At 53.3% G+C, this 17,522-nt stretch carries 12 protein-coding genes, 1 tRNA gene and 1 pseudogene; 9 read left to right on the forward strand and 5 right to left on the reverse strand.

Annotation, left to right across the window (positions count from 1 at the left end; all coding sequences use genetic code 11):
- Window positions 1–71: 71 nt before the first annotated feature.
- The 3 genes and pseudogenes from ACR0DT_RS10415 to ACR0DT_RS10425 all read left to right on the forward strand — a co-directional run.
- A pseudogene (locus tag ACR0DT_RS10415) lies at window positions 72–337 on the forward strand (IS5/IS1182 family transposase); the annotation flags it as partial.
- A 1,041-nt stretch (window positions 338–1,378) separates the two neighbouring features.
- Window positions 1,379–1,463, forward strand: a tRNA-Leu gene (locus tag ACR0DT_RS10420).
- 989 nt (window positions 1,464–2,452) lie between these two features.
- Window positions 2,453–3,295, forward strand: a complete 843-nt coding sequence (locus tag ACR0DT_RS10425; RefSeq protein ID WP_480710660.1) for a hypothetical protein — start codon at window positions 2,453–2,455, stop codon at window positions 3,293–3,295.
- 306 nt (window positions 3,296–3,601) lie between these two features.
- Here ACR0DT_RS10425 and ACR0DT_RS10430 read toward each other — a convergent pair whose 3' ends face one another.
- The 4 genes from ACR0DT_RS10430 to ACR0DT_RS10445 all read right to left on the reverse strand — a co-directional run bounded on the left by ACR0DT_RS10430 (window position 3,602) and on the right by ACR0DT_RS10445 (window position 7,178).
- Window positions 3,602–4,444: a hypothetical protein gene (locus ACR0DT_RS10430; RefSeq protein ID WP_480710661.1), complete on the reverse strand. Its 843-nt coding sequence runs from the start codon at window positions 4,442–4,444 to the stop codon at window positions 3,602–3,604.
- Window positions 4,420–5,181 carry a hypothetical protein gene (locus tag ACR0DT_RS10435; RefSeq protein WP_480710662.1) on the reverse strand — a complete coding sequence of 254 codons (762 nt, stop codon included), beginning with the start codon at window positions 5,179–5,181 and terminating at the stop codon, window positions 4,420–4,422. The genes ACR0DT_RS10430 and ACR0DT_RS10435 overlap by 25 nt, the downstream gene beginning before the upstream one ends.
- Before the next feature lie 739 nt (window positions 5,182–5,920).
- Window positions 5,921–6,418 (reverse strand): hypothetical protein, encoded by a 498-nt coding sequence (locus tag ACR0DT_RS10440; RefSeq protein ID WP_480710663.1) that lies wholly within the window; start codon window positions 6,416–6,418, stop codon window positions 5,921–5,923.
- The gene (locus ACR0DT_RS10445) at window positions 6,411–7,178 is read right to left on the reverse strand and encodes a helix-turn-helix domain-containing protein (RefSeq protein WP_480710664.1); all 768 of its coding nucleotides are present in this window, start codon (window positions 7,176–7,178) and stop codon (window positions 6,411–6,413) included. Before ACR0DT_RS10445 ends, ACR0DT_RS10440 begins: the two co-directional genes overlap by 8 nt.
- A 602-nt stretch (window positions 7,179–7,780) precedes the next feature.
- On the opposite strand from ACR0DT_RS10445, the gene ACR0DT_RS10450 reads away from it, so the two are divergent.
- The 5 genes from ACR0DT_RS10450 (at window position 7,781) to ACR0DT_RS10470 (ending at window position 16,140) form a co-directional block, all read left to right on the forward strand.
- Entirely contained in the window at window positions 7,781–9,967 is a 2,187-nt protein-coding gene (locus ACR0DT_RS10450) for a hypothetical protein (protein ID WP_480710665.1), read from the forward strand.
- Between the two features lie 127 nt (window positions 9,968–10,094).
- Window positions 10,095–12,050 (forward strand): type I secretion protein, encoded by a 1,956-nt coding sequence (locus tag ACR0DT_RS10455; protein ID WP_480710666.1) that lies wholly within the window; start codon window positions 10,095–10,097, stop codon window positions 12,048–12,050.
- Between the two features lie 37 nt (window positions 12,051–12,087).
- Entirely contained in the window at window positions 12,088–14,322 is a 2,235-nt protein-coding gene (locus ACR0DT_RS10460) for a type I secretion system permease/ATPase (protein ID WP_480710667.1), read from the forward strand.
- A gap of 11 nt (window positions 14,323–14,333) precedes the next feature.
- Window positions 14,334–15,686, forward strand: a complete 1,353-nt coding sequence (locus ACR0DT_RS10465; RefSeq protein ID WP_480710668.1) for an HlyD family type I secretion periplasmic adaptor subunit — start codon at window positions 14,334–14,336, stop codon at window positions 15,684–15,686.
- Window positions 15,687–15,765: 79 nt separating this feature from the next.
- Window positions 15,766–16,140, forward strand: a complete 375-nt coding sequence (locus ACR0DT_RS10470; RefSeq protein WP_480710669.1) for a rhodanese-like domain-containing protein — start codon at window positions 15,766–15,768, stop codon at window positions 16,138–16,140.
- 4 nt (window positions 16,141–16,144) lie between these two features.
- Here ACR0DT_RS10470 and ACR0DT_RS10475 read toward each other — a convergent pair whose 3' ends face one another.
- Complete coding sequence (locus ACR0DT_RS10475) at window positions 16,145–16,945, reverse strand: alpha/beta fold hydrolase (RefSeq protein WP_480710670.1); 801 nt, start codon at window positions 16,943–16,945, stop codon at window positions 16,145–16,147.
- 49 nt (window positions 16,946–16,994) lie between these two features.
- Between ACR0DT_RS10475 and ACR0DT_RS10480 the strand changes: the two genes are divergently transcribed.
- Window positions 16,995–17,369: a hypothetical protein gene (locus ACR0DT_RS10480; RefSeq protein ID WP_480710671.1), complete on the forward strand. Its 375-nt coding sequence runs from the start codon at window positions 16,995–16,997 to the stop codon at window positions 17,367–17,369.
- Window positions 17,370–17,522 lie beyond the last annotated feature (153 nt).

Raw genomic sequence — 17,522 nt, forward strand, 5'->3', positions numbered from 1 at the left:
TTCCCGATTTCAGCGTATACATACTTAGGTCGTGTTGACAAAGGGGTTTCACATAGGCCTTTGAACTCTTCATTCTGGCAGTGCGCGCTCCGAACGGGCGCAAACCTTCCAATCACCACCTTGTTCTAGGTGGGGGATTCTGGATTTCCCGAACCGGAGTGCCTTGGCGCGATCTACCAGTAAATGGTCAAGCGAATTTCGCCAATTCCGCTGCAGGACGCTGGACGAGCTTCGGGAGCAGGTCATGGGTGCTCTGAACGGAAGCGGGGCGGTGCCGCATGCACTGCAGATGATCGACAGTACCGTAGTCCGTGCTCACCATCAGGCCATAGGCGCTAACCTTCCAATGCTGCCAGCCTGGAAACTACAGACATGTAATATTATCTCTCTAACTGCTTCAGCGAAGCGCGCTCAAAATTCTCTTAAACGCAAAAACTTCGTTTGTAATTCGACCACGGCAAATAGTGTAGAGTGTACACGCTTGCTACTAACTACTTTGGATTGCAACGAAGTGTTTGAACCTACAGCCTTAAAAAAACCCCTGCGCAGCGATCATTCGGCTTGAGAATCTGTAAGGTGAATTGTCTCTCAGGCTTCCCTCACATTGATGGTGGGGAGCGCCTTAGACCATTTTGATCAGGCAGACAAATAGGGCTCTCTTGCCGCGTCGGTCTACCTGCCACATATGCATGGCTTTGCATGTCTCTTGTCTCACCTGCACATGTAGCAACATGGGTATGGTTGAACGTCAGAAACTAAGAGGTTTGAAACTCGATACCGAGGCAATGGTTATCAAGTTATTGGACGCAGAACCTGACCAGGAGTTTTTCGAATATTGCTTCTGCAACCGCTCATTCGGCAAGGTAACGGCCAAGGGTTAAAATTGTGCAAGCAACCGGAGAGGCCCCCCTTAAATCCCACCAACCTTTCGTGCTGCAGACGCCGTAATAGCACAGTAGATCTGATAAGAACCAACTTACTGGACGCATTCGACTTGTTCCCTAGCCATCAGTTGCGGCGGGAGGGTGCTCCAAGCTTTTCCAGAACTGAATTTTTTATACCCGTACGCGTAAGGCGCTTGCATGTACTCCTGATCGAACGGAGCAGGGGGAGTTTCGGTAAAGCCAGACCCAATCCACGTCAGGACTAATCCTGTGTAGAGTTCATTCAGCGATCCAAATGGTCACTGGAGGGTGCAACAGTGCGTTTGCTTTCCTTAAATGCCTGCTTAAATTTATCTAGGCGCCAGCCGAGTGAACCTGTTGCCACCAGTATGTTTGCGCAGTTCTCTTGGCGGCAGTCAACTTAGCGGCTTTTCAATCAGTTTGGTTGGCAGTAAGAGTTTCAGGCGTCACCCGCGTTACAGCTTTGGTGGCACGCGGATGTGGCGAAACTGGTAAACGCAAGGGACTTAAAATCCCTCGTCTTAGGACTTGCGGGTTCGATCCCCGCCATCCGCACCAACTCTTAAAAACAAAAGGTTAGGGGGAATTTCTTTTACCCGCCAACTTTTGATTTTCCCTTGCTCACGCTGCTAACTCACACTTTCGCGTTCTGGATCAAAAACCAGCCAAGGACCTCGGCCTTCGTTGGATATTGATTCTTGTCGACTAGACTTGGTTGACCCCAGTCGTGCATGGGTGAGTTCCCAAATGCGAAATGCTGCAAACCAAGTTCTCTGGACCATTCCAGGTGGTAGGTTGGTGGTAATCCCGAGCAGTTCTCTCGCAAGGAAAGCAATTATTGCCGAAATAACGCCCTGGAGTGAGTCTCGAGTTTCAGTAAAAACTCAGATGCAAGATCTGGACTAACTTATCCAGCGAGGAAATTGAGTGGTCTCATAGAAGTTCCGATGAGGGATCTTCCCGTTTCGGTAACCGAAGCAGTCCGCTCCGTAAAAGTCGTGGGAAAAATTTCCGGTCACGCTGATGATCGAGTGTCACGGCGGTACTACGGAGATTATCAGAAATCGAATGATTATGTCGCTGGGCTTTTCGTCGGAACGACCAATTTTTGACTCCAAGATTGTTGGCCAAATGGTCGCTATTCACATGGCGGTTGAACACGCGCGAAACGATGGCGGGAGGCTACTGCATCATAGAGAATGGCAGCAGTGAACCTAAAGTATTCCTTGTTTAGACCACGGCGAAGGTCTGGTTATCAATTTTGGAGATGCGAACACCGCGATAGATCAACCGTTGTTGTTTGGTTGGATTTACGGCGGGGGAAACCAAGGTGCTGCATCATGTGACTATTGGAGACGGCAGGCCCGTTCTAATCCTGTATGGCTCCACTTTTGACCATCGCTACATGATGGGAGCCCAACACGAGGAATGTCGCGAAAGGGATGAATGCCGGCTTTTCCAACATGTGCCTTACCTTTGTCCCAAAGCCACAGTAGCAAGCCGTAGGAGCGTAATAATCCCGAGCTTGGGTATTCGGAGACCATTCAATGCGTGTTACGACCAATAGGGTTATCGCAATTGGGATAGTAGCCATGGTGACAATCATGGTCGCCGCAATCGCATATCAAAAGTTCTCTTGGTGGGTTTTCCCCTTCTGTTTGTTGTTTCTTACAATTTTTGCCGGAATTCTGTGGTTATGTTTCCTGAACCAGCGCGAAGACAGGTTTCACCGCGCGTCCGAACGCGATTTCCCAGATGAACCTTGGATGAGAGACAAGAGTTGGCGGTCAGACCACATGACGTCTCGAAGCAAAACGGAATTCTGGGGAAGTTTTCTAGTCACTGCTATTTTGGGAGTGTTCTCTCTCTTCGGCATTGTCGCCCTGCAATCAGGACTGTCCGAGGGAAACTATTGGGTATTACTTAACATCTTTCCCATTGCAGGCGCGGCCTACTTCGCGCGCAGCACCTATTTCGCTTGGAGAACATGGAGTTTTGAGCGGTACGTCACCCTGACATCCGAGACCCGCCCAGCATGGGTTGGTGCAAAGTTCTCGACGGTGTTGAAAGCGGTTGGTGTTCAGCGCGCCGGTCAAGTCGAAGCATGGTTGGAACACCTGAAAGTCGTACGCCGAGAAGAAAGTGACGGAGTCACTTTTGAGAAAGTCGTGGATCACAAACTAACAGGTCAGACGGAAGAGATGGGTGGCGGCCGGATTAGAATCTCTGTCGACATCCCCGACGAAAGCCCTTCCACTTCTTGGAACGAAGATGAACAAGATCGTTGGTGGGATTTTGTTATCGTAGTCTGTCTGCCGGAAAAAAAGATCACTTTGAGGTACGAAGTACCCATTGCCAATCCAGCTTTGCATCAACTTTCCAAAGCTTAATGTAGCCCGGCCTTTGTATAGGAAAGCGGATGTCTGGCGACCGTCAGTGAACAGCGAGAGTGTCGGCATCACAGGAAATGGAAAGTCGGTTGTGAATGGCCGCTTCCCGCTGTTGCTGACCGCGGCATGAGCGATGTGCCCAACTGTGCTGAAAGTCTGGTGTCGGCTATGCGCAACAAGCCTGACGTTAGAACTTATAGGCATGTTTCAAAAAAGTGTGTTCTCGAGCAGTGACGGCGGCTTTGTCGTGAAATTGCCCATGTTCGCCAAGAAAGTTTTAAAAAACAAAAATATAAGGCCTTCTACTTATTCTTCTCTGGACAAACCAGTAACTGTTTTTATCGATTGATCTTCTTCACGCAGCGTAATCCCGGTTTGGCCTTTCACATGATTTAGCCAATCGCCAGTCTGTGTCTTTTGACGCCAATGCGCACCTACATCACCGGGTACTTGATCACGCATGGAAACCACGTCCTCCTCCGGTCCGCAAAACGCAACGAGCGTTGCGTTTCTTATGCTCATCCAAATCGCGCAATCACGATGTGGACCACGAGCATGGTGCAAAAAAACTTCAAGCGCTTCAGTTCTGGCAACGTCAAAGTACAAATTAGAAAACACAAGCCATAACCTGTCGTGGCGCGAGATGCTCTCGGCGGCTTCACGATAATAGTTCATCAGCATGCCTGTATCATCGTCATAGCGTGCTTGAGCAACCCAGCGTTTTTTGCTGGAATTATTAGGAAGCAACCCTTCGACAAACCCCGGCTTTTCGATGACCCATTCTCTACTTAGGGTCCGAATTATTTGCTTTGCGCCATAATACGCCCAAACAGGTGCTCCAGATGCCTCAAGTTCATCTACGATATGGGAAACGTTTCCTTTTGCACTCAACGCACTAACGGTAGACATAGCAAATATCGCGCAAACAAGAAGAAAAATAAGACCATTTGTGGCCCATGGGATCGCAAGCATTACAGTAATCTGCCGAACAAACCGTATAATTCCGACGGCGATCAGCGGAACAATCAGCGGCGCGGCAAACAAGTGTTGACGGACGCCGGAAAACGGGAAAATCAGAGCAAGATTTAGAGTGATTGTGATAAAAAATACGGACAATGACGCGGTTACCAAAAAGGCGAGCGTTTCCAAAGGGAAATAACACCGATAAAGAAAAACACTAGCGCGCTTGTCCCCAGTAGAATTCGGGTCAAGCGCAGTCTCGTTTCGTACTCGTAGAATCCAACCTCGGTTAGTTTGAAAACGTACATTAAGTAAGTCAGCATATTTCGAAGCGACTGTTGCGATAACAGATCATTGATTTCAATAAATTTCTCTGCGTCTCGGTACGCATATGCCTCCCTGTCGAAAACGGAGACGACGTTAGTATAACCCAAGTAAAATCCTGCTGCGATCGACGCTATTATCACACCCAAAGCAATGGTTATCCCAAAGTTTAACCAGTGTCTTGGCGTAGGTTTCTGACTCCTTTTCGTTTCGACAACTTGCGCAACAATAGTTGCAATACCGACGGCGGCGAAAATTACAGGTGCGACAAAGGCAAAAAGGGACACTACGACGCCCGCGACCGCTACGATGGACGCTCGCCCAAAAGTGGGGTGTTTGAGGTAGTAAAGCGCTGCACCCAATAGCAATACGGTGGCAGCAAACTCAAATGAATAGTGCTTAGTGTTCACCGCGAATATCAGTGCAGTTGGTGAACATCCAATCAATGAAACTGAAAGCAATGCCTCTATTGGTAGAGGCCAACGGCGCAAAAGAAAATACTGCCACAGAAGCGCGGCGCTGAAGCACAGGACTGAGAATGTTCGCATCGTGTGGATGCGCCCCATTCCCTCGGGCCCGAACACCCGGGGCGAAGTGTCCATGAGAATTCCGTGTCCAAGCGTCGTCGCCTGCTCGAAATAAGGTAGCGGTCGTAGGATTTCGGAGGGGTGATCTAATGGAAAATTCGACAGAAGCATGGATTGGTCGTATCCAGGGTCGAAGCCTGTTGAGACCATCGTTAATCGAACCACCACAACCGAGAGCAAGGCAATTACTGCGAGAGTTTTTTTGAGTTCGCTTGTTTCTATATGAATTAACTAATCGCGAGCAGCACACTCATCATATCTAGACATGTTTTATAAAGAATATTGCGAGCGGTTGTTTGCAGAACACACGATTTATGGAAAACAAAAATATGAAAGTTCAGCACAATGCTGCCCAGTTGTACGTACTGTGTAACACTAATACATCTTTGATGGGTTCTCCGCCAAGCCGCAGTAACATTGGGCAGTAATCAGGGACTAGTTGGCTCGTCATGATTTGTCCGCAACGGGGAAGCTGCCGGAATGGATGGAACCGAATTCGGTCGGGTGCTGCGTTGTTTCAACAGAAAGGCCCAACTTGGGCAGTTGGAGTGTAAGCTCGAATGCCGCCGCATTTTACACACGCGGGAGTTCGAAAGCTTGTAATCCCCCGTCTTAGAACTTGCAGGTTCGATCCCCGCTATCCGCGTTTGTTGCGTAATAGGAGCCTCAACACGGTGGTTGATCCGTGATACCGCGGGTGTATGAAACGGGCCTGATGGCCGGAGTATTCAATTTAGATTGGGTGATTTTGGGATCAGACCGGAAAGCCAAGCTGTTTGATCAGGTGCCATATATTGCGGTTTGCCGCTGACAATTGCGTAACGACGTTCTCGATTTCCTGGATGGCCTGTTCATCCACGGTGTCTTCGCGCCCAAGTTTTATATCTGTTTTTCGGTCTGCAATGCGCATCAGGATGGTCTTGGGGTTTCCGCTATCCGCATCGAAGGAATAAATACAGTGGTTGTACCTGTTTCGAATAGAGGACAGTTTGGCCAGTCGTTGAGTGTGCGCCAGAATCGGATCGCGGATTTCGGCAGGCCGACCGTCCATCTTGGCAAGACGCTCAACCAGATCAATTCGGGCGCGTGTCGTGTTGAGGGTCAGAAAAATGATGACCGCGACATCCTTGTTCGTATCGCTCAGTCCGGCGATTAGGTGGATCAACAGACTTTCTGTGTTGGTCCACATGTAGTTCAGCTTGCCAACCAGCAAGATCAGGCGATCAAAGCGTGTTTCCAGCGTTTCAGTCAACGGTCTGGCCGTGCGCTTCGTCGGGCGCCACTTCGAAATAGAATTGTGCCGCTGCGGTCCTGTTGCTGACACCGATTTTACCCGCAACATTGTGCATGTGCAGTTTCACCGTGTGCTCGGTAATGCCGAGGTTCGAGGCAATGATCTTGTTGCTTTGACCTTTTGAGACTAGGTGCAGAACTTGTTTTTCCCGCCGCGTCAGCCGCGAATAAACCGGGTGAGGTTCTTTCGGTTTCTGTTTGGGTCTCGCCGGGCTTTTAGGCACCAGGCAGGGTTTGTTCTGATTTTGCGGATTTGACACGCAATCGGCCAGAAAGCTGGGCAGATACAGTTCTTCATGCATCAGCAGGCGCAGTATGGAGCGCCAGACGTCCGGTGCGACGTTCATGGGAAGATATCCAATATCCCCAAATTTCCCCCGGTCCCAGTTTTCGAATAGAGAGCGGGCGGCGTCTTCCTTGCGGTATGCAAAAGCAAGACAGCCCGAACCGGTTACTTCGGTATAGACGTGCGGGCGAGTTAGCAAATCGTCCAGCATGATCTGATCGACAACAACCACTTTTCCAGCTGTCGAAGCTGACTCATCGGCTGCTTTCAATTGGGTGATGCCATCATACCTGTGAGACGCCACACCGAATTCGGATTGAACACTTCGTAGAGTTTGGTTGGAAAAGAAGAGTTCCTTGCCGATGAAATTGATCGAAAAATCTTCGGTGCATACATTTATTTGGGCAACATTATCCTGAAACGGATTGCTCATTATTTCCCCCTATGAACCCACGCCACAAAATCGGTGGCGAAATCGTAAACAACAATCGGAACGCAAATTAACGGTAAATTAACCGCTACACACAAGTTACTATACCTGAAAGTCTAATTTTCATCAATGATCCGCATTGCCCTGCCGATTGGGACTAGAACTTTTGTTTAGGTTCATTCTGATGATCCTCATAAAAATGAAGAAAAATTAAAGATTTAACGGATCGGTCGGATTTCCGCCGCATTTTCTTGGTTCTGCGTGTTAATTTTGAGTTAATCTCGGAATTATAAAATAAAAACAAATAGTTACATCAACTAATGCTTTATGGCAGCTATTCAGGCGGCCTTCCTACTGCAACCATGTCCTTGCTTCAATTTGGGAAGCTTGGTTCCTGACGTGTCCGCGATTCGTGAATTTGCGCGAATCTCAAATATCGCGGACAGCGCATCGGCTTAGCCGGGAAAGGAAGGTGGCAGACGAATTCACTGAACGAGACCGCTTCAAGCGCGTTTTGCGCCTGATGCTTTATTTTTGTTTCAACCGCGCCAGTAGCCGTTTTGTAGATGAATGACGGTCGAGCGCTTAAAAAGTGGAATTTTGAAATGAGTAGACGTAACCATCAACAACCCGTCAATGATATTACTGCCATCGGCGAAGTAGAAGTCGATGAGGCATATGTTCATATCGATGCTGACGTGGACGTAGAGAACGCAGAAATTGATGCAAACTTGAATGAGCAAGACCAGACTCAGGATCAGGAACAGACTGCGGATCAGGATCAGACCCAAGATCAGGATCAGAAGCAAAAGCAGGATCAGGAGCAGGTCGCGGATCAAGATCAGGACCAAGATCAGAAACAGAAACAGGATCAGGACCAGCATCAGTACAACGGTGACAACACCAACGACAACTCGAACTCTGTAAATATCGACTTTGGAGAAGACGGTCTCCGTCCCGATGATAAGGATAATGTCGATGTTGATGTGTATGAGGGTGGTTCAGTCAATGACGTTATCACCGTCGGAAACAACTTTGATTATGATCCGGGCGACGACATGAACCTGGATATTTCGTTGGACGGTCAAGGTAACGACATGCTGGCAATTAACAGCCAGGTTGCCGAACTGAACGACGATGACCACCTTGGAGCGGCCACTGTGTCGAATGAGGGCACCTTCGAACAGAAGGGTGATGCCACGGGTGGTGAGGCCAATGCCGCTGAAGGTATCGCCTCGCACGCAGACGGCGGGGACTCTGGTGCGGGTGGTTCAACCTCAGGCGGCGGCGCCATGTCGTTCGTTAAAGGCGCATCTGGCTACGCCTCTGGAGGCGAAGGAGGTGACGCAGACGCCGACGCGGACGCTGGAAGCGGTGGCAGCTCGGGTGATGCGACTACCTTGGGTATGAACTACGGTAAAGGATACTCAGACTCTGACGGATCCGGTGACGGTGGCAGCAGCGGTGATGCAAATGCTAACTCGACTTCTAACAATGACGCTTCTTCGGACTCGTCAGGCGCAGACAGTGACGGTGGTGCTGGCGGTAGTGCCAATTCGCATGGTCTGGGTCTGGGCGTAGGCCTATCAGGCGCCAAGAATGACGGCGACTCGACTGGCGGCAGCAATGACACAGACGCCAAAGCATTGGGTGCTGGTTCGGGTTCAACCGATGCGTCGGCTGACGGCGCTAATGGCGGCGACAGTGGTGCTGGTAACTTGGGCCTTGGCCTTGCAGGTAGCCTTGCTGGCAGCGTAGCCGGTAACAGCACCAGCGGTGACGGCGGTGACGGAACCGGCGGCGCAGGTGGTGCCGGTGGTTCCGGTGGTTCCGGTGGAACCGGCGGTGCTGGTGGCGCTGGTGGAGCTGGCGGCGCAGGTGGTGCCGGTGGTGAAGGTCTTGAGTTCTTTGAAGAGTTCGCAGGCGGCGGCGGCGACGGCGGTGCTGGCGGTGCTGGCGGTGCTGGCGGTGCTGGCGGTGCTGGCGGTGCTGGCGGTGCTGGCGGTGCCGGCGGGCTCGGCGGTGTAGGTACCGGTGGTGCTGGCGACGGTGGCGATCTTGACGCCGACGCCGATGCGACTTCGGATGCTCAGGGCGTTGGCAACCAAGACGCGGATGCTATGTCTGGTGCTGGTGGAACCAACACTACCGACGGCGAGGCCGACGGTACCGGAACCGGTACAGCGACGGCAGACGGTGTCGGCGGTGGCGGTGGCGCAATCGATCTTGATGCGACTTCCGATGGCAGCGGCACCGGGTCTGTAGACGCCGATAGCGATGGCGGTAATGGTGGAGCTTCCGACATATTCGCGACTTCGGATATTGACGGTACCTCTGACAGCATGGCCGATGCAATTTCGGGCTATGGTGGCGCCGGCAGCTCCGATAACGACGCAACGGCTACCGGATTGGCTACCTCGGACGGTACGACCACGTCGGGTATCGGTGGCGGCGGCGGTGCCGCGCAAGCTACCGGTGGCCAAGGCGGCAATTCCCTTGGTTACAACGATATCGGTGGCACCATGGGTGGCGCAGTGTCAGGCGGCAACGCATCGGGTGCCAACTCGGGCACCGGTGGCGCTGGCGGTAACGCAGGTGACTGGGGTTCGAACAACGGTGGCGACGGCATCGTGAACGGTGAATCGCATGCATCTGCTGCTGCAGTAGTTGATACATCAGCCTTCAACCAGTCGATCGTTATGGGTGCCAACGTTCTTGGCAACAATGTCGATACGACCATGGTCGGCGGTAACATGTCGTCGAGCTATTCCAGCGACGACACCGACGTATAACTGGAAACAGAGCCCACTCCGGTGGGCTCTGATCTCTTTAAAAAATCGCCGAGGGCGCATTTTGCGGCCTCGGCCCAACTGAACCCAAGCCGGAAATTTCAGGCCGGTGCGGGGAAAGGAAACCGATATGTCGCTCGACAGTATTACGGAACAAATTGCACATTTTGTTGGTACTTTTGAACTTACGACCGAACAGGCCCGTTGGCGTGATTTTTATGAAGAATTTGTTGCTCTGCGCCGGAAGGCAGAGCTTGAGGAACTGGAAGATCCAAGTCGCATCCAGGTCAAGGCAGATTTGAAAATGGACCCGGGTGATTACGGTCCGGTTGCATACAAGTTTGCTCCTGCACAGGCCGATGCCCCCCCACCAGCTGCAATTCCTAACCCGGTTGATGATGCCGTTGTGCAGTCGGAAAGTGCGGTCGGTCCGGATATTAGTCTGCCCGAAGACGCGGGCTTCAGTTCTTTTACGCAGTTGAACTTCAACATTATCCTGAAGCCTGAATTTGACACTGAGCTTGCTGGGTCAGCGGTCACCTACACGATTCAGAAGATCTACCTGAACGACAATGATGTTGTGGGTGAGGGCGACTTCCGCGATGTCGAAGTCTTGATGGAACAAATCGAGGCGCTGCAAAGCACTGCAATGTCCTTGCATGCCGTGTCCGCCCCGTCGATTCATATCCAAGACTATCAATCCGGTGAGGCTGTTGAACAACTCATCGAACAAATGCAATCGCCCATTAACCTCGATATCGAAGGTGCCACGATACACCAATTCTACGGCGAGGATGCCTCGGGCATGATCGTGAATGGCGAGTATGTCGATGAGCCGCCGGACTTTATGGATCTGCTGCCAGAGCATCACAAGGAGGACTTGGAAGAGGAAGACTCCGAGGACGATCATGCCGATGCGCTGCCCGCAGAATGGGACCAATCCGAAGATCCCGAATTTGGCGAAGGTCATTCCGTAGTTGCAGGCGGCAATCTTGCCGTCAACGAAGTAGCAGTGACCGTTGGCTGGGTCGACGCGCCCAACATCGTAGTTGGCGGGCAAGCGATTAACCTGACGGTCGTTAGTCAGGTCGCCGTCGTCAGTGATGTCGACCAAGGTGCAGACGGTGCGCAAAGCGATACGAATGTGATTCAATCCTCGCACATCGCGACCGAGGCCAGCGAAGCCCTGTGGGTAGCAGACAATGTCGCCGAAAATCCAGGACAGGACCCATTAGTCGTGATTGACTGGATTTCTGGCGATTTGCTGGTGACCAATTTTATTCAGCAACTTATCGACGCCACGGATATCGACCACATCTCTACGGATATTACGGCCACGTCTACGGCTTACACGTTGGGTGACAACACCATGACAAACGTGGCCAACATCGTTCAGTTGGGCAGTTACTATGATATGGTCATAATTGGTGGCGACATGGTCTCGATCGACGTGGTGACCCAGACCATCGTTCTTATGGACAATGATGTGATTCATGGCGCAAGCCCGACGGAAGCAGAAGACAATCTGGTGATGAATCAGGTATCGTTGACGACCGAGGGACAAGACACCCACGAAGCGATAAGCGAAAACCTGGCCAGCACGACATCTATGCAAGAAGTGGATACCGACGCGCTGGAAGCAGCGCTGTTGAATGACCCAATGTATGCTGGAACCGAGTTGATACGGGTTCTTAAGATTGAAGGTGACTTGCTGCAGGTCAATGCCATTAACCAGACCACCATGCTGCAGGACAGCGATGATATCTACGTCGAAACCCCCAAAGGACAAGAGGTTTCCGCGTTGGGTGCTGGTAATGCCTTGCTGAACTCGGCCAGCGTGACCAAGATGGGCGTCGACTCTGTCGTGATGGCGCAAGGGGGAGAATACTCGGACGTGATGTTGCATCAGGCCAGCCTGATTGACAGCCCGGAAGAGGAAAATACCGAGCTTGTTAACGAAGCAATCGCGATCTTGATGGACGACACCGTTGGGCCGGGCAACTCTGAAAACGCCCCGGGTCACAACAAGCTGACGTCTTCCGAAGCGGCCACCATCGACGACGGCCTGCAATCTATGCTAGCGTAGTAACCCTGTTTGTTACGAGTGACTTGAAAGTTTTGACATGTCGATTGTATTTCCGTCGCGTCCGAGACGATACGCCAGCCCGTTGGATCGTAACGGTGGCGCCGTTTCGAAGCCGCCAAGTGCGAGCACCTCTGATTTGAAACGGCAGAAAACCCCCGGATTGCGCCTAAGCGAAGATTTCCGCGTTAGCAAACCGCAAGACGGTGAACGGGAGCCAGTCGCAGAAAACGATGCGAGCACTGGCAAAACCGTGAAAGCAGATCCTGAATATCACGAGGTGAAAGAGGAACCGAAACTGCGCGCCGGACCTTCCCCCCGGCGCAAGCAGCCGCAGCCTGCCGAAGATAGTGACCAACAGGGCAGCGGTGATGGGGTGGCCGATGTCGAGGGCCCCGATCCTGAAACCGTCGATAAGACGAGCGACCGTACACCCCCCGCGTCGCGCTCGAATGGCGGTGATCGCATGGGCACCACTATCGAGGCCAAAGTGAACGAGCCGATGCTGCGCAGTAATTCTGGCGGCGGCGATGGCAAAGGGCCACCCCAAACATTTCACAAGCGGACCCCACCCGAAGATTTTCAAAAGACGTTGCGCACGTCGTTGCGGGCTATTTACCGCAATCTGGCGTTTGTGCTGGTTCTGACTTGCGCGACGAACGTCCTGATCCTGGCGATCCCGATCTATCTGTTCCAGATCAGCGACCGCGTTCTGACCAGCCGGTCGCTGGACACATTGATCATGCTGACAGCCATTGTGGCGGGGGCGGTGATTTTCCAATCTGCCTTTGATGCGGTGCGGCGTTTTATGCTTATGCGCACCGCGGTCGAGGTGGCGGCCCGTCTGGGTGCTCCTGTCCTCAGTGCCGCCGCGCATGCGTCGCTGCACGGTACCGGGCGGGAATATCAGACCTTGGGTGACTTGCAGCAAGTTCGGAGCTTCCTGGTTTCGGGCACACTGATATCCTTCCTGGATGTGCCATTCGCGCCTTTGTTCATCCTGATGATCTTTCTGGTCCATCCGCAACTTGGGATGATCGTGATCGTCACTGCGGTGGTGTTGATGACAATTGCATTCATCAACCAGCGCATGACGGCCAAGCCCTTTGCCGAGGCCAACAAGGCGCAATCCATGGCTAATATGCATTTGGATTCGATGTCGCGAAACAGCCAAATCATCAACGCGCTGGCGATGATTCCTGAGGCCGTGCGCATTTGGGGTCGTGACACGGCGCAATCCCTGACATGGCAGGTTCGTGCACAAGATCGGAATGTGATCTTCGCCGCCATTTCGCGGGCGGTACGTTTGCTGACTCAGATTGGTATTTTAGGTTGGGGCGCGTTTCTGGCATTACAGGGTGAGATCACCGGCGGCATGGTCATCGCGGCTTCGATCATTGCGGGTCGTGCTTTTGCACCGATTGAGGGCTCGATCGAAGGGTGGAACGGCTTCCTGCTGACGCGTGGGGCCTATGCTCGGATCAATCAATTGCTGTCCAACTCGGCGCTGCAGTTCGAAAAACTGCGTTTGCCACGTCCCGAGGGACGGTTGGACGTGGAACGCCTACTCTATGTACCAGGCGGCACCAAACGTGTTGTGCTGAACGGGATCAGTTTCTCGCTGAATCCGGGTGAAACGCTGGCCATCATCGGAAATTCAGGCGCTGGCAAAACCACGCTTGGTAAAACGTTGGTTGGGTCAATCCTGCCCACATCCGGCAGTGTGCGACTGGACCTGATGGATATCCGCAACTGGGATCCACGCCAGTTTGGCGAAAGTATCGGGTATTTGCCACAAGACGTGCAGTTGTTCCCCGGAACGATCAAGGACAATATTGGCCGGATGCGGGACGATGCGACCGACGAACAGATCCACGATGCCGCCGTTCTGGCCGATGTGCACAACATGATCGCCACGTTGCCGCAAGGCTATGAAACAGTGGTGGCCGCGGATGGCTCGCCCTTGTCCGGCGGACAGAAACAGCGCATTGCGCTGGCGCGGGCGTTCTTTGGCAACCCTCGTATGGTGGTTCTGGACGAGCCGAACTCGAACCTCGACGTTGCGGGCGACAAAGCCTTGGCGCGGGCCATCGAACAGGCGCGGGAAAGCAAGATTACGGTCGTGGTGATCACGCAGAAGCCAACGCTGCTGAACGTGGTCGATAAGATTATGCTGTTGACGGATGGCAGAGTGGCTCTGTTCGGTCACCGCGAACAGGTTCTGCAACAACTGAACGGGCCGCGTAACAATCAGCCCGGCATTCAAAAGAAATAAGGGGGTGCGATATGAATGAACTGGTACCCGTAAACAACGACCCCAAGGACCCGGACGTTTGGTATGCCGAAGTTCCGCGCTCGATCAATCGTTTGGTCGTCATTGGGATGGTTCTCCTGGTTGTCTGCTTCGGCGGCTTTGGCGTATGGTCGTTCAGCGCTCCGCTGGCCGCTGCCGTGATCGCGCAGGGCAGTTTCGTCGCCACAGGCCGCAATAAGATTGTACAGCATCTGGAAGGTGGAATTATTCAGGAAATCCAAGTTGTCGAAGGTCAGGCCGTCGAAGCCGGACAGGTAATGATGACGCTGGATCAGACTTCGGCCGAAGCCAATGAGCGTGAGCTGTTCATCCGCAAAATTCGCCTGCAGGCCATGTCCGAGCGCCTGAATGCCGAGTACAACGAACAGCAACGGTTGGAGTTTTCTCACAACCTGATCGCCAGTTCAGAAGATACCGAGGTGATGTCCATCCTTGACGGTCAGAAGATAACTTTTGATCTGTCTCGCAAGACGCTGCTGAACGATATCGCGCTGCTGGAACGCAATATGGAGGCCCTGAGAATCCGCTCCAGCGGCTTTCAGGCACAGTTAGACAGCATGGTACGGCGCTCTGAAATCCTGCAGGAGGAATTCGATACCAAGCAGGCTCTGTTTGAAAAAGGCCTTGTGCGTAAGGGTGAGCTGAACACGATCCGCCGGGTTCAGGCCGAGGCTGAAGGACAGCAGGCACGGCTACAGGCCGAAGCGGCCGAAATCAGCCAGATGTTGTTGAAATATGATGAACAGATTCAGCGTACCCGCGCCGCCTATCGCGAGGCCGCGCTGGACGAGTTAGGCGTGATCGAGGCTGATCTGGAAAGTGTCCGTGAAAAAGCCCGTCAGGCCCGCAGCGTTCTGGACCGTGCGGTGGTCCGGGCCCCGGTATCCGGGACGGTAGTGCGACTGCACTATCATACACCCGGTGGTGTGATCGAAACCGGTGAGCCAATTGCCGAAATCCTGCCCGCAGATGCCCCCCTGATTATCGAAGCTCAGATTCCGCGCACCGAGATCGACAGCGTCGTGACCGGGCAGGACGCCACCGTGCGCTTGATTGCCCTGAACCAGCGGACGACGCCGGTACTGAACGGGCAAGTGTTCTACCTGTCGGCGGACTCGGTGGTTGAAGACGGCGCCGGTTCACCGCAAGAGGTGTATCTGGCCCGTATCTCGCTGGAACCCGAAGAGATTGAGCGCGTACGCGGCTTTATCCCAACACCGGGTATGCCCGCCGAGATCATGATCCAAACCGAAGAGCGGACCTTTGCGGCCTATATCGCGAAGCCTGTGACAGACAGCATGTCGCGCGCCTTCCGCGAACAATAACAGGGTCGGCTTAAAGGCCGGTCTACACCTTCCATTTTTTGCATGTTAACCTCCGGTGACTTTCACCGGAGGATTGCTGATGCCATTGACCGTTAAAGATATGATGGAGGCCGCAAATGCGGGCGTCGAACGTGTGGATACCACTTTTGCCCGACAGGTCATGCAGCAGGGCGGTCTGCTGCTGGATGTGCGAGATGCCGTTGAATTGCAGCAAAGCGGCAGGGCCAATGGTGCCCATCACATACCACGCGGCATGTTGGAATTTCGCGCCGACGATACGCTGCAATCTCATGATCCCGAGCTTCGCAAAGATCGCGCGATCGTTCTCTATTGTGCTGCCGGTGGTCGCGCCGCGTTGGCTGGTAAGTTGCTGAAAGATATGGGGTATGAGCGGGTTTACAACCTTGGTGGGCTGGCCGATTGGGTCAATGGCGGGGGTGATGTTACAAATTAGGGCGTCAGGCGTTCAAAAATGCCCGCACAGCGGCCTCGAACTCACGCGGTTTTTCGGCGTGCAGCCAGTGGCCAGCACCGGGGATTTTGGCAAACTTGGCTGCCGGGAACAGGGCGCGGATCACCTCACGGTGTTCAGGCAGGACATAGTCAGACTCGCCACCTGACAGGAACAGCGTCGGGCCATCCCAGCTTGCGTCAAGCTGCGGAAAACCCATGATCTTGGGCATCTCGGCGGCCAAGACATCCAAGTTCAGCAACCAGCGTTGTCCCTGAACGTCCAGCGACTGAGTGAAAAAGCTTTGCAGCGCTTTTTCGACACCCAGTTCGGCTAGTTGTTCGGACGCGTCCGAGCGCCGCTCGACCTTGGAGAGGTCCACGGCGCGCATCGCCTCGATAAACTGTATCTGACTGTGAGAGTAGGTGACAGGCGCGATGTCGGCGACCACCAGTTTGCGCAGCAGTACGCCGTGCTGCAATGCCAGTGTCATCGCCGCTTTGCCGCCCATCGAATGGCCCACCACGTCGGCCTTGCCGCCAAAATGAGCGATCACTTCGGCAAGATCATTGGCAAGGTCGCTATACCTGTGCTGATCGGTCCACATACTATAGGCATGGTTGCGCATATCGACGGCCACAACCTGCCGCTCATCAGCCAGGCGCCGGGCAATCACGCCCCAGTTTCGGGCTGATCCATACAGCCCATGCGCAATCAGCAAAGGGGGCCTTGCAGTCGGTTCACCATGTATGATCGTGTTCAGCATGAAGGTGTGATACCTGCCGGGAATGGAAACGACCAGCCCCATTGTCGCCTACGCAAGGAGCGGTTAAATTAACGGGCTTGGAGGCCTCGTTATGTCGGAAAACACAGATATCCAAAGCCAGATTGCGCAGACGGTTCAGTTACTGCGTAAAAAGCTGGGGGTGCGGGACAAAACGCTGACGGCCTCGATTCGCAAGGCCAAAAGGCAACTGCCCCGGAAGATCTACAAACAGGCTTTGTTGTTGGCAAATGCCGAACCGATGGCAGCCCACCCCAAGCTGCGTCTGGTGCTGGATAATCCAAAACTTGCGCAAGCATCAGAAGAGGTTCAGGCACATCTCAGCGGCATCAACCGCGCTGACCGGCGGCTAGGGTGGATTCTTGGGGTTTTGGGTGGGCTGGCATTCAACCTGATCGCTTTAACAGTTCTATTGCTTATGTTCTTGTGGTGGCAGGGTTTCATCTGACCAGCGTCCAAAAAAAAACGGCGCCCAATGGACGCCGTTCGGGTCTTTGCTTTGCAACCTGATTACAGGTTCGGATAAAGAGGGAACTTGGCGCAGAGGTCTGCGACCTCGGCCTTGACCTTGGCTTCGACGGCGGTGTTGCCGTCTTCGCCA

Source organism: Ruegeria sp. BI11 (genome assembly GCF_056538005.1).